Source organism: Pseudodesulfovibrio portus (genome assembly GCF_026000375.1).
Classification (GTDB): Bacteria; Desulfobacterota; Desulfovibrionia; order Desulfovibrionales; family Desulfovibrionaceae; genus Pseudodesulfovibrio; species Pseudodesulfovibrio portus.
In genome coordinates, this window is record NZ_AP026708.1 from 1,670,710 (window position 1) to 1,696,167 (window position 25,458).

21 protein-coding genes are annotated in these 25,458 nt (G+C 62.2%); 10 read left to right on the forward strand and 11 right to left on the reverse strand.

Annotated features, from left to right (window positions below):
• Positions 1-3 precede the first annotated feature (3 nt).
• Positions 4-504, reverse strand: coding sequence for an adenylyl-sulfate reductase subunit beta (gene aprB, locus OO730_RS08080; protein ID WP_264984075.1), 501 nt, complete (start codon positions 502-504; stop codon positions 4-6).
• Between the two features lie 614 nt (positions 505-1,118).
• Here aprB and sat point away from each other — a divergent pair.
• From sat to OO730_RS08100, 4 genes are all read left to right on the forward strand, one after another.
• Entirely contained in the window at positions 1,119-2,402 is a 1,284-nt protein-coding gene (gene sat / locus OO730_RS08085; RefSeq protein ID WP_264984076.1) for a sulfate adenylyltransferase, read from the forward strand.
• A gap of 329 nt (positions 2,403-2,731) precedes the next feature.
• Entirely contained in the window at positions 2,732-3,187 is a 456-nt protein-coding gene (locus OO730_RS08090) for a LexA family protein (RefSeq protein WP_264984077.1), read from the forward strand.
• A 2-nt stretch (positions 3,188-3,189) separates the two neighbouring features.
• On the forward strand, positions 3,190-4,467 hold the full coding sequence (locus tag OO730_RS08095) for a Y-family DNA polymerase (protein WP_264984078.1): 1,278 nt from the start codon (positions 3,190-3,192) through the stop codon (positions 4,465-4,467).
• Positions 4,468-4,526: 59 nt separating this feature from the next.
• Positions 4,527-5,357: a DMT family transporter gene (locus tag OO730_RS08100; protein WP_264984079.1), complete on the forward strand. Its 831-nt coding sequence runs from the start codon at positions 4,527-4,529 to the stop codon at positions 5,355-5,357.
• Positions 5,358-5,426: 69 nt separating this feature from the next.
• On the opposite strand, the gene OO730_RS08105 is transcribed toward OO730_RS08100, so the two are convergent.
• From OO730_RS08105 to OO730_RS08125, 5 genes are all read right to left on the reverse strand, one after another.
• The gene (locus tag OO730_RS08105; protein WP_264984080.1) at positions 5,427-5,879 is read right to left on the reverse strand and encodes a DUF1269 domain-containing protein; all 453 of its coding nucleotides are present in this window, start codon (positions 5,877-5,879) and stop codon (positions 5,427-5,429) included.
• 216 nt (positions 5,880-6,095) lie between these two features.
• A complete protein-coding gene (locus OO730_RS08110; protein WP_264984081.1) occupies positions 6,096-6,266 on the reverse strand; it encodes a hypothetical protein in 171 nt (56 codons plus the stop codon).
• Between the two features lie 172 nt (positions 6,267-6,438).
• Positions 6,439-7,488 (reverse strand): cytochrome d ubiquinol oxidase subunit II, encoded by a 1,050-nt coding sequence (gene cydB, locus OO730_RS08115; RefSeq protein WP_264984082.1) that lies wholly within the window; start codon positions 7,486-7,488, stop codon positions 6,439-6,441.
• 25 nt (positions 7,489-7,513) lie between these two features.
• On the reverse strand, positions 7,514-8,827 hold the full coding sequence (locus OO730_RS08120; protein WP_264984083.1) for a cytochrome ubiquinol oxidase subunit I: 1,314 nt from the start codon (positions 8,825-8,827) through the stop codon (positions 7,514-7,516).
• 108 nt (positions 8,828-8,935) lie between these two features.
• On the reverse strand, positions 8,936-10,273 hold the full coding sequence (locus tag OO730_RS08125; RefSeq protein WP_264984084.1) for an ATP-dependent 6-phosphofructokinase: 1,338 nt from the start codon (positions 10,271-10,273) through the stop codon (positions 8,936-8,938).
• A gap of 227 nt (positions 10,274-10,500) precedes the next feature.
• On the opposite strand from OO730_RS08125, the gene OO730_RS08130 reads away from it, so the two are divergent.
• From OO730_RS08130 to OO730_RS08140, 3 genes are read left to right on the forward strand one after another with little or no spacing between them, the layout of a single operon-like run.
• On the forward strand, positions 10,501-11,346 hold the full coding sequence (locus OO730_RS08130) for a zinc metalloprotease HtpX (RefSeq protein WP_264984085.1): 846 nt from the start codon (positions 10,501-10,503) through the stop codon (positions 11,344-11,346).
• Positions 11,347-11,352: 6 nt separating this feature from the next.
• Positions 11,353-12,675 carry a trypsin-like peptidase domain-containing protein gene (locus OO730_RS08135; RefSeq protein ID WP_264984086.1) on the forward strand — a complete coding sequence of 441 codons (1,323 nt, stop codon included), beginning with the start codon at positions 11,353-11,355 and terminating at the stop codon, positions 12,673-12,675.
• 9 nt (positions 12,676-12,684) lie between these two features.
• The gene (locus OO730_RS08140; protein WP_264984087.1) at positions 12,685-13,320 is read left to right on the forward strand and encodes a class I SAM-dependent methyltransferase; all 636 of its coding nucleotides are present in this window, start codon (positions 12,685-12,687) and stop codon (positions 13,318-13,320) included.
• 81 nt (positions 13,321-13,401) lie between these two features.
• On the opposite strand, the gene OO730_RS08145 is transcribed toward OO730_RS08140, so the two are convergent.
• From OO730_RS08145 to OO730_RS08160, 4 genes are all read right to left on the reverse strand, one after another.
• On the reverse strand, positions 13,402-15,297 hold the full coding sequence (locus tag OO730_RS08145) for a peptidylprolyl isomerase (protein ID WP_264984088.1): 1,896 nt from the start codon (positions 15,295-15,297) through the stop codon (positions 13,402-13,404).
• A gap of 65 nt (positions 15,298-15,362) precedes the next feature.
• Positions 15,363-17,285 (reverse strand): aconitate hydratase, encoded by a 1,923-nt coding sequence (locus OO730_RS08150; RefSeq protein WP_264984089.1) that lies wholly within the window; start codon positions 17,283-17,285, stop codon positions 15,363-15,365.
• 207 nt (positions 17,286-17,492) lie between these two features.
• Entirely contained in the window at positions 17,493-17,816 is a 324-nt protein-coding gene (locus tag OO730_RS08155) for a hypothetical protein (protein ID WP_264984090.1), read from the reverse strand.
• Complete coding sequence (locus tag OO730_RS08160; RefSeq protein WP_264984091.1) at positions 17,785-19,422, reverse strand: chorismate mutase; 1,638 nt, start codon at positions 19,420-19,422, stop codon at positions 17,785-17,787. The genes OO730_RS08155 and OO730_RS08160 overlap by 32 nt, the downstream gene beginning before the upstream one ends.
• Positions 19,423-19,673: 251 nt before the next feature.
• Here OO730_RS08160 and OO730_RS08165 point away from each other — a divergent pair, with 251 nt between their 5' ends.
• The 3 genes from OO730_RS08165 to OO730_RS08175 are packed head-to-tail and all read left to right on the forward strand — an operon-like array spanning position 19,674 to position 24,472.
• Positions 19,674-20,255 (forward strand): TetR/AcrR family transcriptional regulator, encoded by a 582-nt coding sequence (locus OO730_RS08165; protein ID WP_264984092.1) that lies wholly within the window; start codon positions 19,674-19,676, stop codon positions 20,253-20,255.
• A gap of 54 nt (positions 20,256-20,309) precedes the next feature.
• Positions 20,310-21,431 (forward strand): efflux RND transporter periplasmic adaptor subunit, encoded by a 1,122-nt coding sequence (locus tag OO730_RS08170; RefSeq protein ID WP_264984093.1) that lies wholly within the window; start codon positions 20,310-20,312, stop codon positions 21,429-21,431.
• Positions 21,431-24,472, forward strand: a complete 3,042-nt coding sequence (locus OO730_RS08175) for an efflux RND transporter permease subunit (protein ID WP_264984094.1) — start codon at positions 21,431-21,433, stop codon at positions 24,470-24,472. Before OO730_RS08170 ends, OO730_RS08175 begins: the two co-directional genes overlap by 1 nt.
• A 61-nt stretch (positions 24,473-24,533) precedes the next feature.
• Here OO730_RS08175 and OO730_RS08180 read toward each other — a convergent pair whose 3' ends face one another.
• A complete protein-coding gene (locus OO730_RS08180) occupies positions 24,534-25,094 on the reverse strand; it encodes a hypothetical protein (RefSeq protein ID WP_264984095.1) in 561 nt (186 codons plus the stop codon).
• Positions 25,095-25,458 lie beyond the last annotated feature (364 nt).

Here is a 25,458-nt window from a genome sequence, read left to right on the forward strand (position 1 = left end):
CAATTAGACCAGGTTGGCGTAGTCGTCCATCTTCCACTCTTTCTTCAGATCGGCTTCGGTGACGGAAGCTTCTTCTGCGATGAAAGCGATGGGAGCCTTCAGCTCGGCCTCGGTGAACAGCAGTTCGTTGTCGAGGTCGGTGGGTTCCGGCTTACCGTCGAAGGGCTTGATGGAACCTTCCGGGGTGGTACGGATGGGGAACTTGAAGCGCTTCACGGAGCCATTACGGAACTTGATGGTCCACATGATGTCTTCGGCGGAACGCATGGGGATGGAGGTACCACCCATGGGTGCGAAGTCAGCGTAGGGACGGGCTTCAATGGCGCCCTGGGGGCAAATTTTCACGCAAGAATAACATTCCCAGCATGCAGACGGTTCCTGGTTGTAAGCTTTCATCTCATCCGGATCCAGGATCATCAAATCGTTGGGGCAAATGTACATGCAAGCGGTCTTTTCGCCACCCTTGCAGCCGTCACATTTTTCCGGGTTAACAAAGGTCGGCATAACTTCTCCTCCTAAATAGGGTTTTATTATTCACAATAACCGACATCCTCTACCTAAAACAAAATACGCCACCTGTTCTAAACAGGCGGAAATTGGGAATTAGCAAGACCAAACACCCTTGTCAACGTGAAAGTGAATTTTTGAACAAGCGCATTTCGGCCCTGATTGCGCAGTTTGCGGGGATACCCGCGCCAAACCTTGGCTCCTGCCCTATCCCCGGCAGTTAAAGCCACGTCGGGATGCGGACTTTTTTCTGCACGAATCCTCACAGTTTTTAGTGTAAATAATCCTTCAAATGCAAGACATTTTTCGCGACGATTGGCATTAATCGCAGCCCGGATTCAACAACCTGAAATGACAGCACAAAATATCGCACAGAAAGCCCACGTTCTCTAGACTTTTTTGGGATATTCTCTATTCCGCAGCAGCACTGCTTTGTCATATACTAATGTAACGGAAGCTCCGGAAAAAAGCGCTTGACACGACTTTCACAAACGTACAATAAAGTCTGACCCTGAAAATGGGAGATAATCATGGTTTGTAAGCGCTTTGGTCCGCGCACCATGTATGTAAGGCAATGGTTTTATTGACAAAAATCTACTTAGGAGGCTTAAATGTCCAACCTCGTAGCACCTCACGGTGGTAAAGGTCTCGTATGCTGCCTGCTCGAAGGCGCTGAGCTCGAAGCTGAAATCAAAAAAGCTGAAGGCCTGAAGACCCTTGAAATTTCCGATCGCGCCAAGGGCGATCTCATCATGATGGGTATCGGCGGTTTCTCTCCGCTGAACGGTTTCATGACCAAGGCATCCTGGAAGGGTGTTTGCGCCGACTTCCTGATGGAAGACGGCACCTTCTGGCCCATCCCCATCACCCTCGACACCGACGATGACGACATCAAGGTCGGCGACGAGATCGCTCTCAAGGCCAAGGACGGCGTCATCTACGCCACCATGAAGGTCGAAGAGAAGTACGAGATGACCGAGGCCGACAAGAAGTGGGAATGCGAAAACGTCTACAAGGGCGAAGGCGAAGAGTCCGCTGACGACGTCTTCTGGAAGGTCGCCATGGAAGATCATCCGGGCGTCCAGATGGTCATGGCCCAGGGCAAGTACAACCTGGCCGGTCCCGTCAAGGTCCTGTCCGAAGGCGACTACGCCAAGCGTTTCCCCGGTGTCTACCTGACCCCCGCCCAGATCCGTGCCGAGATGGAAAAGCGCGGCTGGTCCAACGTTGCCGCTCTGCAGCTGCGTAACCCCATGCACCGCTCCCACGAGTTCCTGGCCAAGATCGCCGTTGAAGTCTGTGACGGCGTCGTCATCCACTCCCTGATCGGCAACCTGAAGCCGGGCGACATCCCGGGTGACGTCCGCATCGAGTGCATCCAGATCCTCATCGACAACTACTTCGTTCCCGAGAACGTCATCAACGCCGGTTACCCCCTGGACATGCGTTACGCCGGTCCCCGCGAAGGTCTCATTCACGCCACCTTCCGCCAGAACTACGGCATCAACAACATGCTCATCGGTCGTGACCACGCAGGCGTCGGCGACTTCTACGGTCTGTTCGAAGCCCAGGAAATCTTCAAGAAGATCCCCTACCAGGACGGATGCACCGCCGAGCCCGGCAAGGCCCTTCTCTGCAAGAACATGAACATCGACTGGACCTTCTACTGCTACAAGTGCGACGGCATGGCCTCCATGCGCACCTGCCCGCACACCAAGGAAGACCGCGTCATCCTGTCCGGTACCAAGCTGCGTAAGGCCCTTTCCGAAGGCGCCGACGTCGTCGACCACTTCGGTCGTGACGAAGTCCTCGTGCGTCTGCGCGAGTACTACGCCGGCCTGACCGAAAAGGTCGAGGTCAAGATGCAGAAGGCCGCTTCCGGCGCCGACATGTAGCTTCGCCGGTCGATTCCGACTGACCATTCAAGGGGAGGTTGCTTGCGCAACCTCCCCTTTTCATTTGTCAGTCGGAATCGACCGGGTGCCGGCTTGGGATAGCGGGCCATCTGCGAATTTTCCGGGCGCGCCTCAATCCTCACCGTAGCGCTGCTACGCCTCCGGTTGAGCCGTGCCCGGAAAATCCACATCTGACCCACTCTTCCAAGCCTCGGGGCGTCAGGGAAAAGAGGCGAGGGAGGGCATGCGAAATGTGTTTTGTTTAGATTGACAAATTAAGCCTCAGTCTTCAAAATGTTTATTCTAGATTGACTCTTGGAGGTTGTTTGATGGTGATATTGGCTGACTTCACGTGCACGCCGTGGGCCGGGGAGGCGGGACGGCTGGTTGCGACCGGTGCGTCGGCCATGCCGTTGGCCGGGGAGGCCGTGGCTGCGGGCTTCCCTTCCCCTGCCGATGAATACCTGGAAAAGCCCCTCGACCTGAACGCGTATGTGGCCCCAAGGCCCGAGGCCACCTTTTTCGTGCGGGTATCCGGGGACTCCATGGTGGGAGCCGGGATTCACCACGACGACATCCTGGTGGTGGACCGGGCGCAATCACCCGCTCCCGGGAATATTGTCATCGCCCTTCTGGACGGGGAGTTCACCGTGAAGCGACTGGTCCGGACAAAGGACGGGCTGGCCCTGGCTCCCGAAAACGCCGAGTTCAAGACCATACAGGTGACCCCTGAGACGGACTTCGAGGTCTGGGGCGTGGTCCGCCATGTGGTCCACAGGGTGTGACCATGCCCAAATCCTATGCCCTCATCGACTGCAACAACTTCTATGCGTCATGCGAACGGGCCTTTCGGCCCGAATTGCGGAAACGACCGGTCGTCGTGCTCTCGAACAACGACGGTTGCATCATCGCCCGCTCCAACGAAGCCAAGGACCTCGGCGTCCCCATGGGCAAGCCGTACTTCAAATGCCGAAACATGCTGGAACGCAACGGGGTGGCGGTGTTCTCGTCCAACTATGCACTGTACGGCGACTTGTCGGCGCGGGTCATGCGGGTGCTGACCCGGTTCTGCCCGGAGGTGGAAATCTATTCCATCGACGAGGCGTTCTGCGACCTGACGGGCGTGCCGGGAGGGGCGGAAGCGTTCGGGCGTCGCTTGCGGGCCACGGTTTTCAGGTGGACCGGGATTCCGGTCTCCGTCGGCATCGCGCCGACCAAGACCCTGGCCAAGCTCGCCAACCGCTTCGCCAAGAAACAGCCCCGTTGCCGGGGAGTGTTCGACCTGTCCGCCAGCCCGGACCCGGACCGGGTCCTCAAGTGGACCGAGGTCGGCGACGTATGGGGAATCGGCCCGCGCCACGCCAGGCGGCTGCGCAAACTCGGCGTGAACAACGCCCTGGAATTTCGCGGGTTGAAAAGGGATTGGGTCAAAAAACGCATGACCATCGCCGGGCTCCACACCCTCCTCGAGCTGCGCGGCTGGCCCTGTTTCGACTTTGCCGACGGCCCGGTGGACAAGAAGACCATTGTTTCCTCGCGATCCTTCGGCCACCCGGTCACCCGCCTGGACCACCTGCTGGAAGCCGCGGCCCAGTACACCACGCGGGCCGCCGAAAAGCTGCGCAGGCAGAACGCCGTCACGTCGAACATCCTCGTCTTCCTGCAAACCAACACCTTCAAGCTCGGCGAGCCCCAGCATTCCGGCACCCGTTCCGTGCCCCTGCCCGTGGCCACGTCGCACACCCCCACGCTCATCCGCGCCGCCTGCGCGGCCATGGAGAGCATCTTCAAGGACGGGTACAGCTACAAGAAATGCGGGGTCATGCTCTCGGGTCTCGAACCGGAACACAGCCGCTGGCTCAGCCTCCTCGCCCTGCCGCCCGCCCACCGACCGGACCACAAGCCGCTCATGCAGGCCGTGGACTCGTGCAACAGCCGATGGGGCCGGGACACCGTCTCCTTTGCCGCATCGGGGACCAGACGAAGCTGGAAAATGAAAAGGGAAATGATGTCGCCGCGATACACGACCGTCTGGGATGAAATATTGCGGGTGACGGTGGAGTGATCACGGTTTCCTTTTGGGAACCTCTTGCCAGGGGGCTGGAATTGCTGCACTAGCTGCTGATGTCCGACAAAACCAAGGCCATATTGCTCATGGCGACGACGGCGCTGATGTGGAGTTCCGGGGGGCTGGCCATCAAGCTGGTCCAGTGGAATCCCATGGCCATCACCGGGGTACGGAGCGCGTTGGCGGCGGCGACCCTGGCCATACTGTTCCGGGGACGGATCACGTTCAAACCATCAAGAGTGCAGTGGGCGGCAGCTGCGGGATATGCCGGGCTGCTGGTCACCAATGTGGTGGCCACCAAATTGACCACCTCGGCCAATGCGATCCTGCTGGCTTATACCGCACCGGTGTACGTGGCCCTGCTCGCGCCGTGGCTGCTCAAGGAAAAGACCCGGCGGGCGGACTGGATATTCATCACCGTGACCGTGGGCGGCATGGTGCTCTTCTTTCTGGACCGGCTCTCCCCCACCGGGCTGTGGGGCAATATCATCGCCATCACCACGGGCGTGTCCTACGCCGTTTTCACCCTGTGCATGCGGGCCCAGAAGGACGCCTCGCCCGTGGAGTCGGTGATCATGGGACACGGGTTGACCGCGCTGTGCGGCCTGCCCTTCATGTTCGCGACCATGCCGTCCGTGGAGTCCTGGGCCGGGTTGCTCTATCTGGGCATTCTCCAGCAGGGCGTGTCCCTGGCGCTCTACGTCTGGGCGATAAAGCGGCTGGGCGCGCTGGAAGCGATCCTGATCATGATGCTGGAACCGATCTTCAATCCCGTGCTCGTGGCCCTGGGCTACGGGGAGCTGCCCGGCGCGTGGGCCGTGGCCGGGGGCGCGGTGGTCATCACCGCCGTCACCCTGCGCGGCATCGCCGGGGTGGTGCGGCGGTAGGGGGGGGGATGCAAAAAGGGAGCGGTCACCCGGACCACTCCCCTGCTCTGAACTGACTCACTTGCGCGTCTAGGACGTCGGCTGCGGCTCGTCCTTGATGTGCCAGACGCCGTTCTCGTCGCGCCAGGCCTGGGCCTTGACCACTTCGCCGGACTTCTCGTCCTTGATGGTCACATCCCGGTAGACCCGGTTCTCCTCGGTGTAGGCCGGGCTGGGCGTGGCCGAGTAACTCACCCCGGTGTCGGGATTGGTCCAGGAGGCCGTCTCGTTCGACCGGCCCGATTCCAGGGTCTGCTGGACCTGCTTTTCGTCGCTCTTGTCCCACTCGTTGCCGATGATGTAGCCCACCATGAGGCCCACACCCGCACCCACGGCGGCTCCGAGCAACTTGTTGTTGAAGGTCAGCGCACCGATGGTCGCACCGGCCAGGGCGCCTCCGGTGGCCCCCTGCTGCGCCTTGTTGCAGCCGAGCCCGGCCGCAAGGAAACAGACAACCAACGCCGATATCAAAAATGTACGCATGGCAACCCCCTTGCCTCTTCGATTTTTTACCCGCGGCACGGTTGGACCGCCGACCTCCCGAGACCGCTTGCGCCGCATGGGCGGCTCCTGTCGGATAATACAATATACCAAAAGAAGCGCAACGCCCACTTTTTTCGACGCGCCGCCGGGACGGGGGCACCCCGCGCGGGATGCCGACAACGGTCGCCGATGCGCCTGCCGAAAAGGCGATAAGTGCTAGGCGACCCGTTCCCGCACGGCTCGCTCGCCCTTGGCGGGGATGCCCTTGACATTCCTGGTCCCGTTGTTGCCTGCGCTGCCCACGCCGGTGGTGATGAGCGCCCTGACGAGCTTTGTCAGCAGTTCCTTGATGTCGCCGTGCAGTTCCGGCTTGATGATGCAGCCCACTCGTCACAATCTCTTCCTCTCGATTATTATGTAATTGGAGATTATTGGATACCAAATCGGTTGGCCGGTGCGAAGACCTGGCGGCACCGCAGGAGGGGCGAATTCCAACAGGGAGGAAAGGACCAAAAAAAAGGCTGCCCGAAGGCAGCCCTTGTTGTGTCGGCAGGAAGGGTTAGTAGTGCATGTCGTCGTCCGTCAGCGGTGTGGCGAACGTCTTGTAGGCCCAGAATTGGTAGCCGATGACGATGGGCACGAAGACCAAAGCCACGCCGAGCATGATCTGCAGCGTCAGAGGGCTGGACGCGGAGTTCATGATGGTCAGCGAATTGGCCGGATTGGGGTTGGACGGGATGATGGCCGGGAAGATGCCGATCACGCCGAACAGGGCCGTGCCCCCGATGTACAGGCAGGAAGCGGCCCAGGCCATCCAGTACTTCTTGGCTCCCAGGTAGGAGCGCATGAGCACCAGCCCGGCCACGGGCAGCGCCAGGATCACGAACAGCACCGGGTAGACCAGGTAGTTGGTGAACAGCTTGGTGGACACGGCGGAGTAGGCCAGGAACAGGACGGTCAGGACGACCACGCCGGGCCACAGCTTGACGGCCAGTGCCTCGGCACGGACCTGCAAATCGCCCGTCGTGCGGATGCAGAGCCAGAGCGCGCCGTGCATGAGGAAGATGGTCACGAACAGGATGCCGCCCGCGATGCCGTAGGGATTGAGCAGGCCGAACAGCCCGGCCTGGGAGAACCCGGTCTCGTCCAGCGGGATGCCCTGGAAGATGTTGCCGAAGGCCACGCCGAGCAGCAGTGCGGGAAGGAAGGAACAAAGAGCGTGCAGGGTGTCCCACAGCTTCTTCCAGCCTTCATGGTCCACCTTGGAGCGGAACTCGAAGGACACGCCCCGCACGATGAGGGTGAACAAGAGCAGCATGAGCGCCGTATACAGGCCGCTGAACATCTGGGCATAGGCATAGGGGAAGGCGGCGAAGGTCACGCCGCCGGCGGCGATGAGCCAGACCTCGTTGCCGTCCCAGAAGGGGCCGGTGGCGTTGTACATGGCCCGTTTTTCCGCCTCGGACCTGGCCAGGACCGGCAGCAGGCTGCCCACGCCCAGGTCAAAACCGTCAAGGATGAAGTAGACGGACCACAGCACCCCCCAAAGCAGGAACCAGACCATGGCCAGGTAATAGTGCAGCGAACCGGTTTCCATCAAAGTTTCCATAGATTTTCTCCTTTCATTCGCTGGGTTAGACCTGGATGGGGCTGTTGTCTTCAGGCCCCTTCTTGGCAAGCTTGATCATCAGCCAGATGCCCGCCGCGCCGAGCAGGGAGTAGAGCACGGTCATCAGCACCAGCGAGAAGCCCACCTCGCCCGTTCCCACCGGCGAAACCGCGTCGGAGGTTCGCATCAGCCCGTACACGATCCACGGCTGGCGGCCCACTTCGGTCAGGGTCCAGCCCGCCCAGATGGCGATGTAGGGCAGCGGTATGCAGTAGGGGAGCACCTTCAGGTAGAGCGGGAAGTCGTCCAGCCGCTTGCGCATGAGCCAGCCGAAACCGGCCAGGAGCGGGAACAGGGTCCCCAGGCCGACCATCAACCGGAAGGAGAGGAAGGTCAGGACAACGGGCGGACGGTCTTCCTTGGGGAAGTCGTTCAGCCCCTTCACCTCGGCGTTGAAATCATTGTAGGCCAGGAAGCTCAGCACGCCCGGCAGGGGCAGGGCCTCGAGCAGGTTGCCGTCCTCGCCCGGGATAACCAGCAGGTTCATGGGAGCGGCCGTCTGGGTTTCCCAGTGGGACTCCATGGCCGCCAGCTTGGCGGGCTGGGTCACGGACAGGTTGTTGCCGTGGATGTGTCCTTCCATGGCGGTGACCACGGAGAAAATCAGGGCCACGGTCACGCCCAGGGTGAAGGACCGCTTGAAGAAGTCCACGTTGCTCTTGCGCAGCAGGTGCCAGGCCGAGATGCCCATGATGAAGAACCCGGCCAGGAGCAGGGACGCCGGGATGACGTGGAAGAATTCCAGCCAGGCATACTTGTTGGCGATGACCGCGAAAAAGTCGGTCAACTCGGCACGCCCGTTGCGCAGGGTGAAGCCCACGGGATTCTGCATGAAGCCGTTGGCGATGAGAATCCAGATGGCGGACAGGTTGGAGGCGCCGGCCACCAGCCAGGCCACCGTGGCGTGCGCCTTGGGCGAGAGCTTGTCCCAGCCGAAGTGCCAGACGCCGATGAAGGTGGATTCCAGGAAGAACGCCGCCGTCGCCTCAATGGCCAGGAGCGAACCGAAAATGTCGCCCACATAGGCGGAGTATCGGGACCAGTTGGTGCCGAACTGGAATTCCAGGGTGATGCCGGTGACCACGCCGAGGGCGAAGTTCACCAGAAAGATTTTCCCCCAGAATTTGGCCATGTCGCGATACGCCTCGTTCCCGGTGCGCACGTACTGCGTCTCCATGCAGGCGATGAGGACGGACAGCCCCAGCGTCAGCGGGACGAAAATAAAGTGGAACATGGTGGCGGCCGCGAATTGCAGCCGAGAGAGCATCAGCACATCCATACAAACCCCCTTGCGGATATTGCCGTAAAACAACCATTGCCTTGAAAACTAATTATCCAACATTCCGGGTAACATACACAGCTCAAACACAGAGATCAAGAATAATTATTATTTCGACTTAGTGTTTTTCATGGAAACGGGCTGGCCCGTGGACTCCAGCACGGCCCGCCAGTAGTTGGAACAGGTGTTGATCCGTTTTTTGCCCTTGGTGACCAGGTCCATGGGAATATGCACGTACCGGCCGTTCCAGCGGGAGATGACCAGTCCCGTGCGTCCGGTCATGCCCGCGTGCACGGCGTGGATGCCGAGGAAGGAGCAATAGATGCGGTCGTTGGCGTTGGCGGGGACCGATCGGATGATATAGCTCGGGTCGATGTACTTGAGGGTCGGCTCGATGGACTGCGCCCTGAAGTGATCCATGATCTCCTCCCTGAGCAGGGTCGCTATATCGCTCAAGCGGGCGTTGCCGGACCTGTCCTTGCGGCCCGAAGCCTTGAGCAGATCCTGTCCCGCGCCTTCGGCCACCACGATGACGGCGTTGCCGGACCCGCGCATGCGCTCTTCCAGGGCGGCCAGGAAGCCGTTCTCTCCCTGAATGTCGAAGGGGTCCTCCGGGATGAGGCAGAAGTTGACCTCCTGGCAGGACAGGGAGGACTGGGCCGCGATGTAGCCCGCGTCGCGTCCCATGACCTTGACCATGCCGATGCCCCAGGGCGCGCCGGTGGCTTCCACGTGGGCTCCCTTGATGGCCATGGCCGCCGTCTCCACCGAGGTGTCGAAACCAAAGGACGGCGAGGCAAAATTGATGTCGTTGTCGATGGTCTTGGGCAGTCCCACCACGGAGATGGACAACCCGCGCGAGGATATCTCCTCCACTACCTTGGAGGCGGCGCGCATGGTGCCGTCCCCGCCGATCATGAACAGGATGGAGACGTTCATGCGTTCCAGGGCGTCCACGATGGCTTCCGGGTCCTGGGGACCGCGCGAACTGCCCAGTATGGTGCCGCCGAACTCGTGGATGCGGCTGACGTACTCCGGGGTCAGCTCGATCACGTCGTGCCCGTATTCCGGGATGAACCCCTCCAGCCCGAACTTGATGCCGAGCACTGACGGGACCTTGTATTCATGGTGGGCGGCCATGACGATGGCCCGGATGACGTCGTTGAGACCGGGACACAGCCCGCCGCAGGTGACCACCGCGCACTTGGTCTTGCTGGCGTCGTAATAAATTTTGCTCCTGGGTCCGGCGGGCTCGAAAAAGGCCATTTCAGGTTTCTTGCGTCCCTTGCCCGCGCCCAGGATGCTGCGCCGGGAAATGTTCACCAGCACGGCATCGTCTTCGTGGACGAACCGGCCGAATTTGATGGGGTTGTTTATCTTGGCCTGACCGACGACGGGTATGTCGGTGTTCTTGGCGTCAACGGACTCGTCCTGACAGGTTCTCATGCTCGACCTCGTGGAGTAGGGTGGGACATCGCTCACATTATTATAACTATTTCCCTGTCTGATCAATTTTTTAATTGAATTGGTTCGCATGGACGACAGGCGGGCCGCCATGACGGGCCGGGGAATCCGGTCCGACTGCAATTGCAGCGATTCGCCCCTCCCGCCTTGACGTCCCCGCCGAAATTCCTATCTACTGGCAATACATCGTATTCGGAGGAATCCCCGACATGACCAGTCAGATCAAAACCATACTTCTTCTGGGGCTGCTCACCGGCCTGCTGATGCTCATCGGCGGCGCCATGGGCGGCCGGGCCGGACTCTTCCTGGCCTTCGGGTTGGCCATGCTCATGAACGTGGGCAGCTACTGGTACTCGGACAAGATCGTCCTGAGAATGTACAAGGCCGCCGAGCTCTCGCCCGGCGACGCTCCGCACATCCACCGGGTGGTGGAGGAAATGGCCCACAAGGCGGGCATCCCCAAGCCTCGCATCTTCCTCATCCCCCAGGACGCCCCCAACGCCTTTGCCACGGGCCGCAACCCGGAGAACGCCGTGGTGGCGGTCACGCGAGGCATCGTCAACATCCTGAGCCCCGACGAACTGCGCGGCGTGCTCGCCCACGAGCTCGGCCACATCGCCAACCGGGACATCCTCATCCAGACCATCGCGGCGGTCCTGGCCGGGGCCATCGTGTTCATCGCCAACATGCTCCAGTTCACGGCCATCTTCGGCAGCTTTTCCGACGACGAGGACCGAGGCAATCCCCTGGCCGCCCTGGCCATGGCCTTTCTCGCGCCCATCGCCGCCGCCCTGATCCAGATGGCCATCTCCCGGTCCCGCGAGTACCTGGCCGACGCCACCGGCGCGCGGCTGTCCAACCCCCTGCACCTGGCGGGCGCGCTGGGCAAGCTGGACGCCGCCTCCCGGCAGATTCCGCTCCAGGGCAGCCCGGCCACGGAAAACATGTTCATCGTCAACCCCTTCTCGGGCCGACGGGCGGCATCCCTGTTCGCCACTCATCCGCCCATCGAAGACCGCATCGCCCGGCTCCACGCCATGGCCCACGACAGGTAACACGGCATGAAACACACCATCCCCCTACTGGCAACGATCCTTCTGCTCTCCGCGACCCTCCCGGCCCTGGCCGACCATCGGCGCACACCGGTGGTGGAGGCGGTCCGGGCGGTCTCCCCCTCGGTGGTCAACATCACCGTGGTCACGACCTCCAAGACCGGACGCTCGCCCTTCGGCGACCCCTTCTTCGACCAGTTCTTCGAGAAATACTACGGCAAGCAGCGGGAGCGGAAATCCCAGAGCCTGGGGTCCGGCGTGATCATCGACGGCGACAAGGCGCTGGTCCTGACCAACGCCCACGTGGTGGCCTCGGGCGGCGACATCACGGTCCGGCTCAACGACGGCCGCGACTTCGAAGCCGAACTGGTGGGCTCGGACGCGGACTTCGACCTGGCCGTGCTCAAGCTCAAGGACGCCTCCCGCCTGCCCCAGGTGGCCATGGGCGATTCCAGCGACATCTACATCGGCGAGACCGTCATCGCCATCGGCAACCCCTTCGGCTATTCCCACACCGTGACCACCGGCGTGGTCTCGGCCCTGAACCGCCCCATGCAGACCAACGCGGGCTCGTCCGGCAGCTTCATCCAGACCGACGCGGCCATCAACCCCGGCAACTCCGGCGGACCGCTGCTGAACATCAACGGCGAGCTGATCGGCATCAACACCGCCATCCTGGCCCGGGCAGAGGGCATCGGCTTCGCCATCCCCATCAACAAGGCGCGGCTGGTGGTCAACGAGCTGCTCTCCTCCGGCCATGTCTCGCCCATCTGGCTGGGCGTGTTCGGCCAGGACGTGGACCAATCCGTGGCCCGCTACTTCAACCTCAAGGACCTGCACGGCATGCTCGTGTCCGAGGTCTACCCCGACACCCCGGCGGCCCGGTCCGGCATCCGCGCGGGCGACATCATCGTGTCCATGAACGGTCGGACCGTGACCGACAAGGACGACTACCTGACCCGGCTGTTCAACGTCACCAAGTCCGAATCCCTGACCGTGACGACTCTGCGCGACGGCCGCGAGGTCGCGCACACCCTGCACCCGCAGGTCCTGGACAAGGGGATGGCCCTCGAGCTGGTCCGCTCCAGGTGGGGCTTCGACCTCTCCGACCGCAGCAGTGGCTCCGGCGCGGAAGTGACCGACATCACGCCCGGCTCGGCAGCGGCCAAGCTCGGCCTCAATCCCGGCGACATCATCCACCAGATCGGCAACCGGCGACTGGCCTCGGGCATCGACCTGCTCAACGCCTTCCTGCGCAACCGTATGCAGAAGACCGTGCTCATGCGCGTACAGCGCGGCAGAAACCTTTACACGGTCCGCCTGACGCTTTAGGTACTTTCCATGGAAGACCAACAACGGTACTGGAACGAAAACTGCGCGGCCAAGGACTTCACCTCCACCTTCAGGCTTGACGCGTTCCGGCAGCACGTCCCGGAAGACGCCGCCGTCCTCGACTTCGGTTGCGGATACGGCCGGACCCTGGCCGAACTGCGTGACGCCGGATACACCAAGCTGACCGGCATCGACTTCGCGGACTCCCTCATTGAGCGGGGCCGGAAGGAGAACCCCGGCCTGGACCTGAACGCCTATCCCGGCGGCCCCCTGCCCTGCGCCGACGACACGTTCGACGCCGCCGTCATGCTCGCGGTCCTGACCTGCATGCCCGAGACCCGGACCCAGGCCGAGACCCTCATCGAGCTCAAGCGCGTGCTCAAGCCCGGCTCCATCCTCTACGTCAACGACTTCCTGCTCAACCGCGACAAGCGCAATCTCGACCGCTACCGCGACGGCAAGGAGCGGTACGGCGTCTACGGCACCTTCGACTCCGGCGACGGCGGCATCCTCCGTCATCACGACCGCAACCACATGGAAGCCCTGTTCTTCGATTTCGAGACCCTCGCCTTCGAAGAAGTGACCTACGCCACCATGCACGGCCATCTGTCCGCAGGATTTTACGCAATCCTCCGAATGCCCTGAGCGCATCGCACGCATCCGGGAACACGAAAAAACGCCCTGCCGGGTCCGGCAGGGCGTTTCGCATTCAAGGGATTGTTTCGTTTACTGAAGCAGATCGGGCCGCGTGATCTCGATGTCGGCGTTCTTGCTCAGCTCGTCCATGTAGGCCGCGAGCATTTCCTGCTTGTAGGCGTTGCCGGCCTGTTCCATCCAGAAGTCCTTCTGCTGTTCCCAGGTGGCTTCGGAGGCCGGGATGCGTTCGTCCAGGCGGGCGATGACCGCGCTGTTGTTGATGACGTAGACATCGGGCAGCCAGGCGGTATCCTTGGCCGCGAACACGGCCTCGGCCAGTTCCTGGCTCGCGCCCAGGCCGGTGATGTTGCCCTGGCGGTCAAAGGGTTCCGACACGGCTATCTTGCGCTCATAGGTTTTTTCCGCGCCGACGGGGTCGGCGATCAGGGCCTTGTGAATCTCGTCGGCCTTGTTCCCGGCCAGTTCGGCGGTCTTCTGATTCTTGAGCAGATTGGTGATGGCGGGAGTCACCTTGTCGATTTCCATGTAGGCGGCAGGAACGTCTTCGACCTTTTCCACCAGCATGTAGCCGCCGTTGATGTTCACGGGCGACTCGTACGCCTTGCCCGGAGCCAGCTCCTTGAGGGCCTGGGTCACCTCGGGAGTGACGCCGTAGGCCTGGCTCAGGAAATCGGCGGGCATGGGCTCGCCCGAAACAACTTCCAGGCCGAGTTCTTTGGCGATGTCTTCAAGGGTCATGCCGGACACCAGCCGGTCCAGGGACTGGTCCAGAAGGTCCTGGACCTGCTCGGACGCCTTTTCCTGGGCGATCTGGATGCGGATTTCGTCCTTGGCGTCGTCCAGGGTCCGGGCGGAGCCTTCCTTGCGGTCCTCCACCTTGATGACGTGCCAGCCGAACCGGGACTTGACCGGGCCGACGATGTCGCCCTTGGCGGCGCCGAACGCGGCCTCTTCGAAGGCGGGCACCATGGCGCCGCGCCCGAACCAGCCGAGGTCGCCGCCGGACGGGCCGGTGGGACCTTCGGAATATTCCTGTGCCAGCTTGGCGAAGTCCTCGCCGGACTTGGCCTTCTCAAGCACCATCTCGATCTTCTTCTTGGCTTCGGTCTTCACGGAGTCGGGGTCGGTGTCCTTGACCATGACCAGAATGTGGCGGGCCTTGACCTGCTCGCCCTCTTCCATGGAGGCCTGGTTGGCCGCGTAGTAGGCAGCCACTTCCTCGTCGGTCACGGCCTGGTTCTTGGCCAGCTCCACGGGCGTGAACACCAACTGGCGGATCTTGATCCGTTCGGGAATCTTGAACCGCTCCTTGTTGGCCTCGTAAAAGGCATTGACCTCGTCGCCGGACACGGCGGCGTCATCCACGAACATGGCGGCCTTGACCTGAATGTAGTCGATGCGGACCTGTTCGCCCACCCAGTCGTACATCTGGCGGGCCTGCTCAGCGGTGACCCTGGCCGAGGAGGCCACGGCGTCCTTGACCTTGCTCATGATCAGCTGCTGCTTGAAATCCGCCTCGAACTGGGCCGGGGTCATGCGGTTCTGGCGCAGGACCGCTGCGTAAATATCCTTGTCGAACCTGCCGTTCGCGTCCTGGAAGCCCTTCTGGACGGCGATGCCCGCAAACACTTCCTTGTCCGATGCGGCGATGCCGAGCTTTTCGGCCTCGGCCAGCAGCAGCTTCCTGCTGAGCAGGTCGCCCAGGACCATCTTGCGGAATTCCGGGCTCTGGAGCTGTTCCCTGGGAACGTCGGGGTTGGAGCGTGAAACGGCCTCGGCCATGCGCTGGTATACCGTTTCAAACTCGGCCCTGGTGACGACCTGGTCGCCGACCTTGGCCAGCACCGGATCGCCGGTGGAGTTCAGCCCGGACATGCCGAAGGCAAAGACAAAGACGACGATGATAACGGCAAAAAGAATCTTGACGATCCAGCCTGATGCGTTCTTACGCATTATGTCTAACATTTTCGCTCCAGTAACTCTTTTGACCGGCAGCCGCCCACCCCGGGCGGCTGCCGGATCGTATCGTTTTAGGACTGGCCTTCGCGTACGGCGTTGAGGAGGCCACCTGCCTGGATAATCTCCAGTTCCTTTTTGGTCAAATCATTTGTGACCGCCACCTTCCCGCCATCGGCCAAACCGATCTCGACGGTGCCGCCGGGGGTCATGGCGGAGGCGGGGATGGTCAGGTCGTCGCCTTCACTGAGCCTGTCGTAATCCGCCGGGGCCACCAGGAGCAGCGGCAGGATGCCGAAGTTGACCAGGTTGGCGCGGTGGATGCGGGCCAGGGACTTGACGATGACCGCCTTGACGCCGAGGTGGCGCGGACCCAGCGCCGCGTGCTCGCGGCTGGAGCCCTGGCCGTAGTTCTCGCCGCCCAGGATGACGCCCTTGCCGTGGTCCTTCATGCGGCCGACGAACTCCGCGTCCACGCGGGAGAAGATGTACTGGCTGATGGCCGGGATGTTGGACCGCAGGGCCGTGATCTCCGCGCCCGCGGGCAGGATGTGGTCGGTGGTGATGTTGTCCTCCACCTTGAGCAGCACCTTGGCCTCCACGGTCTCAGGCAGCTTGTCGAAGTCCTCCAGGGCCACGATGTTGGGGCCGCGCAGGACTTCCACGGAAGAACCGTCCTCGGGCGGGAACACGAACAGGTCGCGAATGGAGGGCACGTCCTCGGGCAGCTCCACGCGCTCGGGAGCCGGGCCCCAGGTGGCCGGATCGGAGAATTCGCCCTCCAGGGACAGGCGGGCCGCAGTCTGCGCGCTCACGAGATATATCTTGCCGTCCTGGGTGCCGGACCGGCCTTCGAAGTTGCGGTTGAAGGTACGCACGGACACGCCCCCGGAGGTGGGGGAGCCGCCCATGCCGATGCACGGGCCGCAGGTGCACTCAAGTACGCGCGCTCCGGCGTCCAGCAGGGGTTCGATGAGCCCCTCGCGGGAGAGCATCTTCATGACCTGCTTGGAGCCGGGGGAAATGAGCAGGTCGGTCTCGGGCGGGGTCTTTTTGCCGGACAGGATCTGGGCGGTGTTCTTGAGATCGGAGTAGGAGGAGTTGGTGCAGGAGCCGATGGCGCACTGGTCGATCTTCAACCCGGCCAGTTCCTTCACCTTGCACACCTGGTCAGGCATGTGCGGCTGGGCGACCATGGGTTCCAGCTCGGACAGGTCGATGGTGATGACCTCGTCGTACTCGGCGTCGGCGTCGGCGACCAGTTCCATCCAGTCGGAGCCGCGGCCCATCTTCTCCAGGAAATCCCTGGTCCGGTCGTCGGACGGGAAGATGGAGGTGGTGGCCCCGAGTTCCGCGCCCATGTTGGTGATGGTGGCCCGGTCGGGCACGGACAGCGTGGCCACGCCGGGACCGGCGTATTCGAAGACCTTGCCCACGCCGCCCTTGACGGTCAGGCGACGAAGCAGCTCGAGGATGACGTCCTTGCCTGCGGCCCAGCCGGTCAGTTCGCCGGTCAGTTCAACCTTGACCACCTTGGGCATGGGAATGAAGTAGGCCTCGCCGGCCATGGCCAGCGCCACGGACAACCCGCCCGCGCCCATGGCCATGGAGCCGATGCCGCCCGCAGTGGGCGTATGGGAGTCGGAACCGATCAGGGTCGCGCCGGGCTTGGCGAAATTCTCCAGGTGAAGCTGATGACAGATGCCGGTGCCCGCCGGGGAGAAGACCGCGCCGGACTTGGCGGCCACGGTGCGGAGGAAGCGATGGTCGTCCGGGTTGCGGAAGCCCATCTGCAGGGTGTTGTGGTCCACGTAGCTGACGGACAGGTCGGTCTTGACCTTGCCGATGCCGATGGCCTCGAACTGGAGCCAGGCCATGGTGCCGGTGGCGTCCTGGGTCAGGGTCTGGTCGATGCGCAGACCCACCTCGCTGCCCGGGACCATTTCCCCGGAGACAAGGTGTTTCTCTATGATCTTGTGTGTGATGGACTTGCCCATTACTCCTCCTCGAAATCGCAAAAGGGTCTCTCTCAAAACCGCCCGGCGAGGATGTGCGGCCATGGGGCTCTCATCTCCCCGGCCTCCATGCCGAACGGGACATTGTTTCCTCTATTTCCAGCAGCGACTTTCCTGATCTGTGCAAAAGAGCGGGACCGGGGCTCGGCTTTCCCTCCGCCACGCGGCGGCCATGCCCTTTTCAACGGATCAGAACAGGAAGCCGCCTTTGATCCCGTCCGCCACCTGCGCCTCGTCCATGCCGAGGTTGATCCGGTTGATCTTGTTGGTGCGGAACTTGATGTCCACGTCAAGACGCAGCTTTTCCTGCTGCATCCGGAATATCTCTTCGTGATGGAAGATGCGCCTGGCCGGGTCCTCGGCCTCCCTCAGATCCCGGATGGCCTTGATGGTCTTTTCCCGCTCGAGGGTGAGCTGGGCCACTTCGGCCTCCAGGGTCGGGATATCGTCGCTCAGGCGCGCTTCCCCCTGCTGTGCGGGGCTAGCGGATTTTGATTCGTCTGCGTGGGTCATCTTTCTTCTCTCGTACCGGCTTGGGCTTCATCTTGCCGGTGGGCAGGGAGTTGTAGAAGTTCCAGAATTCCGGCCAGGTGGACGTCACCTCGCCGTGGTTCTCCAAAACGATGCCGGGCACGGCGTAAGCGGCCAGGGCGCAACCCATGGACCAGATCGGGTCCGGGCTGAACCAGGTGCCGTCCCAGTTGGCGCTGAAGGGCTTCAGCTCGATGCCGTCGTCGGTCAGCTCGTAGCTGGCGCCCATGCGGTCGAGCAGCTCCAGGGCCACGTCGTTGTCCTTGCCGGACAGCCTGGCGTTCCGGACCTTGAGGGCCAGGGCCAGAGCCAGGGGCATGAGCTCGTCGTTCTCGCCGAGGACGATGTCCACGGATTCGGGCTGCGACCCCTCCATGGTGGCGATGATGTTCTCGGTGGCGACGTCCACCCGGACGCCGAGCTTGCGCAGCTCGGCCAGGACCAGGTCGGCCTGGTCGTTCTTCGGCCAGGAGCCCTGGATGTTGATGGAGCCGCCGGACATGACCGGCAGGGCCAGGAGCATGGAGTTGAGCTTGACGGACAGCGGCAGGACCGGGTTCTCCTCGATGACCGGGATGCCGTCGGACACGGTCACGAAGTCCTTGCCCAGCTCGGCCTTGATGGAGCAACCCTTGAGCACGTCCACGGCCTCGGCCACGCGAATGCGGGCGGCGGCGGTCAGGCCCTTGATGGTCAGCCCGCCGGGGAAGGACCAGGCGGCCAGGGTCAGGGCGGCCGCGAAATCCGGCTCGATGCCGCCGGGCAGGGTCACTTCCTCGTCCATGGCGCCGCCGCACTCCAGCCGCACGGGCAGGCCGGGGTTGTTCGGGTTCATGGGCACCAGGCGGGCGCCCAGGCGGGGCAGCACCTTGTTCAACGCCGCCGCGTCCAGCAGCTGCAGGGCGGGCTTGCCCGTGAACTTGCAGCGGCCCGCATGGCCCAGGGCCAGGCAAAGCAGCATATAGAAGTTGAACGGGTCCTCGCCCACAAAGGCCATGGCCCCCTCGAATTCGAGAAATTTGCCGCCGTCGTTCCTGATCCAGTCGTCATCCCAGGAGATGGGCGCGCCCACCTGCTTGAGGGCCTTGGCCAGGTCCTTGTTTGGGGCGTTCATGGTCACCGGGGAGAGCTGCGTCCGCGCGCCCGAGGCTGCGGCCATGGCCAGCATCATGCGGGTGTGGCGGAAGGAGCGCGGCCCGGCTATGGACGCGTTGATCTTCTCCACGCGCGGAGCCAGCTTGTACCCCTCGCCGGTGAACGCCTTGCGGACGTCGGCCAGGGAGAACTGGTTGAGCAGGGTGAACAGCTGGCGGGAAAGCTTGGCGTCCAGGCCGCGGTCGCCCGACTGCTTGTCGAAGGAGCCGCGCAGCAGCTTTTCCAGCTTGGGGTCCACCAGGGACTTCTGCCGGGACTTGCGCCAGGCCCCTTCCTTGCGGATGAGAAAGGCCCGCTTTTCCAGCAGGTTCAAAATTTGGGTGTCGATTTCGGAAATGTCGTCGAAACGGTGGGCGGATACGACCTTCGACTTGTCGACGAATTGCTCGTCGTCGAAGGCAGCTTCCCTGTCGTTTTTGCGGATTTTGATCATGCAGTCTTACCGTCTTCCTTATAATATGATGTAACCCCGCCGAAACGGGGAAAGGCCTACCTATACCGAAACCCGGCGAGATGCAAGCCGTGGTTGCGCAGGGGAAAACGTCCCGGCGCAACCCGCCAGTTCACGGCCTGCTTCTTTTGCAGAAACACAGGATTGATTGTCATATTAGTGTAATTATATAAGCAGTTTGTGAAATTTAATCAAATGATTGACATCCGCTAATCAAATGATTAAACACCCCCATGACCAAGAAGGAAATCATACTCGAGGCCGGGGCCAGGCTTTTTGCCAAGCGCTCCTTCAACTCGGTGGGCATCCGCGACATCGCGGCCGAGGCCGGGGTGAACAGCGCCATGATATCCTACTACTTCGGCGGCAAGGTCGGGCTGCTGCGCGAGATATTTCTCCGCTTCGACCGGCTGTTGTCGTACGAATCCGGCCTGGCCCTGGAGCAAGCCACGTCCCAGAACGACCTGATCAGGCGATTCGTGAGCAGCGTGCTGGACAGCGCACGGATGAACCGGGACGTCTACCTGGTGGGTCTCAAGGAGCTCAATCACGACTCTGAGGACCTGCACGACCTGCGGGAGGATTTTCACTCCAAGGCCGAAGCCGTGTTTGTGGCCAACATCGACAGGCTGGGCATAAACATCCCCGACGATCCCGCATTCCGCACCCTCGGATTCACGGCGACCCTCGGCATGATTTTCTCCGACTACCTGCTGGGCGGCGGCTCCTGCCTCGACGACGACACAGTGCTTGAAGCCTACAAACAAACCGTTATCACCATACTCCAGTCCGGCATGCCGAAGTACTGGGCATAATTTTTTTTCACCTGAAATTAATCAACTGATTAACTCACACCGAGGGAAGACAACATGAAGAGAGACAGCGTCATTGCCATGGCTCTGGCCGTACTGGCCCTGGCCGTCCTGGCCGGTTGCAAGGAAGAAATGACAAAGGCCGATCCGATCCGGCCGGTCAGGGTCTATGAAGTGGCCGACAGCACCGAGAACGCCACCCGGACATTCCCGGGCAAGGTCAAGGCGACCAGGGAGGCCTCCCTGGCCTTCCGCATCTCCGGCCAGATCGTCCGCCTGGACGTGAAGGAAGGGGATTACGTTGAAAAGGGACAGCTCATCGCCATGCTGGACCAGCGGGACTACCAGGCCGCAGTGGCCGATCTCCGGGCCAAGCTTGCCGGTGCCCGCTCCGTGCTCAAGGAGGCCCGACTCAACATCGAGCGCAACCGCCAGCTCCTGGAGCAATCCATCATCGCCCAGTCCGCCTTTGACACGGCCCAATCCAATTTCGAGACCAGCCGCTCCGAGGTCCAGTCCATGGAGCAGTCCCTGCGCCGGGCCGAACTGAATCTGCAATACACCCGCCTGGAAGCGCCTTTCAGCGGTTATATCGCCAGGAAGATCCCGTCCAACCACGAGTACGTCCAGGCCAAGGAGCCCATTGTCGAGCTCGCCGACACATCGGCCCTGGACGTGGTCATCGACGTGCCCGAATCCGTCTGGATCGGGGCCTTCCAGACCAAGACCATCGACCTCGCTTCCATCCACGCCCGGTTCGAGTCCATGCCCGGCGTCCTCATTCCCGTGCGCGTCAAGGAATACCAGACAAACGCCAATGCCGAGACCCAGACCTACAAGGTCACACTGACCATGGACAACCCCGCCGACCTGGGCATCCAGCCCGGCATGACCGCCGAAATAGTGGGCAGCCTCTCTCCCGACCAGACCCAAAATGCCGTGGTCATCCCCTTCTCGTCCGTGACGGGCGATGACGGGGGGGACAAGTACGTCTGGGTCCTGGACAAGGAAAACACCGTGTCCCGGCGCGAAATCGAAGTGGGCCGGATCGTCAACGACATGTTCCGCGTGGAAAACGGCGTGGCCGTCGGGGACGTGATCGTGACGGCCGGCGTCAACTACCTGCGCGAAGGCCAGAAGGTGAAGATCCTGAACGGCCGCATCGGGGGCCGTGAATAATGAACCTGGCAGAATTTTCCATCCGCAAGAAGACGATCACGCTCGTCCTGACGATCTGCTTCCTCGTGGGAGGAGCGCTCGCGTTCATGGACATGCCGCGCCTGGAGGACCCCGAGTTCACCATCAAGCAGGCGCTGATCGTGACAAACTATCCGGGCGCCACGCCCGCCGAAGTGGCCGACGAGGTGACCGACGTCATCGAGTCCGCCGCACAGCAGCTGGGCCAGCTGGACAAGGTCTCGTCCGTCAACAACCCCGGCCAGTCCATCGTCACGGTGGAGGTCATGGACAAATACGACAAGGACACCCTGCCCCAGGTCTGGGATGAACTGCGGCGCAAGGTCAACGACGCCCAGGGCGACCTGCCCCCCGGGGCCGGGCCGTCCGTGGTGGTCGACGACTTCAGCGACGTATACGGCATCCTCCTGGCCGTCACCGGCGAAGACTATTCCCGCCAGGACATCCAGGACTTCGCCGACTACCTGCGCAAGGAGCTTCTGCTGGTGGACGGGGTGGCCAAGATCACGGCCTGGGGCAGCCAGCCGGAACAGGTCTTCGTGGAGATATCCCGCGCCCGCATGAGCCGCATGGGGCTGTCCATGGAGTCCGTGTACGACGCCCTGTCCCAGCGCAACCTGGTCGTGCCCTCGGGCAACGTCCGCGTAGGCCGGGAATACGTGGAGATATCCCCCACCGGCACCATCCGCGACGTGAGCGACCTCGGCGACCTGCTCATCAAGGACGCCTCCAGCGGCAACATGGTCCCGCTCAGGGACATCGCCGACATACGGCGCGGCTACGCCGACACCCCGTCGCAGCTCATGCGCTACAACACTTCCGAGTCCGTGGCGCTGGGCATCTCCATGGTCTCGTCCGGCAACGTGGTGGACCTCGGCCACGCCATCGACGCCAGGCTGGCCGAGCTGCAGGCCCAGACCCCGCTGGGGATGCACGTGGACAAGGTCTACTTCCAGTCCTCGCGCGTGGACGACGCCGTCAACTCGTTCGTCCTCAACCTGGCCGAGGCCGTGGGCATCGTCATCGTGGTCCTGCTCCTCTTCATGGGGATGCAGTCGGGCGTGCTCATCGGGGCCATCCTGCTCATCACCATCTGCGGCTCGTTCATCTTCATCCAGATGGCCGGGGTCGCCCTGGAGCGCATCTCGCTGGGCGCGCTGATCATCGCGCTGGGCATGCTGGTGGACAACGCCATCGTCGTGGTCGAGGGCATCCTCATCCGCTACCAGCAGGGCATGGACCGGCTCCAGGCCTCCGTGGACATCGTCGAACAAAACAAGTGGCCCCTGCTCGGCGCCACCGTGGTGGCCATCATGGCCTTTGCGGGCATCGGCCTGAGCGAGGCGGCGGTGGGCGAATTCTGCCGCTCCCTGTTCATCGTGCTCTGCATCTCGCTGCTCATGAGCTGGGTCACGGCCGTGACCGTCACCCCGCTGCTGTGCCACATGTTCCTCAAGCCCACGGTGGCCGAGGGCGAGGACCCCTACGGCGGCCCGGTCTATCGCGGCTACAGGTGGGCCCTCGAGTTCTGCCTGAGTCACCGGGTCACGACAATGGTTTCCCTGGCAGCCCTGCTGGCCGCCTCGGTCTACGGCTTCGGCTTCGTCAAGCAGTCCTTCTTCCCCGACTCCACGCAGCCCCGCTTCTTCATCCACTACTGGATGCCGCAGGGCACGGACATCCGGGCCACCAGCGCCGACCTGGCGGAAATCGAGAAGATGCTGCTCGACGACGAGCGGGTCACCTCGGTGACCACCTTCGTGGGCCAGGGCGGCCCCCGGTTCATCCTGACCTACACCCCGGAAAAGGCGAATTCGGCCTACGGCATGCTGCTGGTCGAGGTGGAAGACTACCACCAGGTAGACGCGGTCCTGTCCGAATACCGGAAAAAAGTCGAAGCGTCATACCCCGACGCGGAACCCAAGTTCAAGAAATTCCGCCTCGGCCCCGGCCGCGACGCCTCCATCGAGGTCCGGTTCAGCGGCCCGGACACAAAGGTCCTGAAGCGGTTGTCCGTGGAGGCTCAGGAGATCATGCACGCGTCGGGCAAGGCGCGCGGCGTACGCGACAACTGGCGGCAGGAAGTGAAGGTCGTCCGCCCGGTCATGTCCGAAGCCCAGGCCAAACTGGCCGGGGTGACGCGGCCCGGCCTCGCGGAAGCGCTCGAGCTCTTCTTCAACGGCAGGAACGTGGGTGTGTACCGCGAGGGCGACAAGCTGCTGCCCATCGTGGTCCGCCCGCCGGAAAAAGAACGCTCGTCGATACAGGAACTGGACAACGTCCAGGTCTTCAGCCCGGTGGCCGGGCGCATGATCCCGGTGGAGGAGATCGTTTCCGAATTCCGGACCGAAATGCAATTCGGCACTCTCAAGACGCGCAACCGGATGCTGACCATCACGGCCTCCTGCGACCCGGTGGAGGGATTGCCCTCGGAGCTCCTCACCACGCTGCAGCCGCAGATTGAAGGCATGGAACTGCCGCCGGGCTATATGATGGAATGGGGCGGCGAGTACGAGGACTCCTCGGACGCCCAGGCCAGCCTCGCCGCCTGCCTGGGGCTGCCCTTCATCGTCATGATCCTGGTGACCATCATGCTCTTCAACAACCTCAGGAACCCGGCCATCATCTGGCTGACCGTGCCCCTGGCCATAATCGGCGTGGCCATCGGCCTGCTGGCAACCGGCGCGCCCTTCGGCTTCATGGCCCTGCTCGGCTTCCTCAGCCTGTCGGGCATGCTGATCAAGAACGCCGTGGTGTTGCTGGACCAGATCAAGCTGGAGCTGGAAAACGGCAAGGACCCGTACCTGGCGGTCGTGCACTCGGCCGTCAGCCGCATCAGGCCCGTGGCCATGGCCGCAGCCACCACCATCCTGGGCATGGTTCCCCTGGTCTTCGACGCCTTCTTCTCGTCCATGGCCGTGACCATCATGTCCGGGCTGACGTTCGCCACCATCCTGACCCTGATCGTGGTCCCGGTGCTGTACGCCATGTTCTACAAGGTCAAGAACCCGGCGACCCGCTGAAACGACAAAAAAAAGGTGCGCGGCCTGAACGGCCGCGCACCTTGACTTGAAATGTTTCCGGCTAATCCAGGGAGACCTTGTCCCGGGAACCGGTGAAGAGATCGGGGTTGGTCGCCATGGCGGTCTGGCGCAGGCTCAGCTTGTTTTCGTTCTGGGCCTTGAGGAAGGCCATGCGCCTCAGCTCGAGACGCTCGAACTGCACGCGGCGCTGGCCGAGCAGGTTCTCGATGCGCTTTTGGCGAAGCTCCTCGGACAGGGCAGGGTCCTGGATCGCGTCCGCCTGAGGCCCGGTTTCGGCCTCGGCCACCATGACTGCGGATTCGGGACCGGCGGGTTCGTCGTTCATGTAATCGGGCATGTGAAAGGCATCGCCCGAAACAACGGAATCGATCTTGGCCTGGATGACCTGATCGGGCGTCTTGTCGTTGGCAGCGTATTCATAGGTGAACTCACCGATGGTGTAGACCGTCGACGCATACTGCAACGGCGCGAGCCCGGCCATTCCGCCGAGACTCAGCAAGGGCCCTATCACCGCACAACCGGAAAGAAGAGCGGCGAGAGCCGACACGGCCAGCAAACGGGAAATCGATTTCCCGGAAATGGTCGGTGTAACCTTTTTCATGGACACTCCTTTGCAGGTGCGATGTTCCACGCATGCCCCCCCAGGCTTGGTAACACTTTGGTACTTTAAACTATTCATCTTAATCGGACAACTATTTCAAAGCATTTAGGGCTGTTGAGTTATCGATATTCAGAAATGCAGTTTTTTCTTTGAATTACAGAGTGTTAAATTCGATTTTTATTACCACTGGCACCCGGCGCACCAAATAAAGTCTAAAAAAAATTTAGACGGGCCGGGACAAGCCGTCTTTTTCGGGGTGCAGGGGAATGCGCCTTTACCTGTGTCCGGCAAAGGGGTAAGTGAGCAACCGTATGTCTCAGGTTCAGCCGGTCCGCAAATTTCCACCAAACACGCCTTGGAGCCC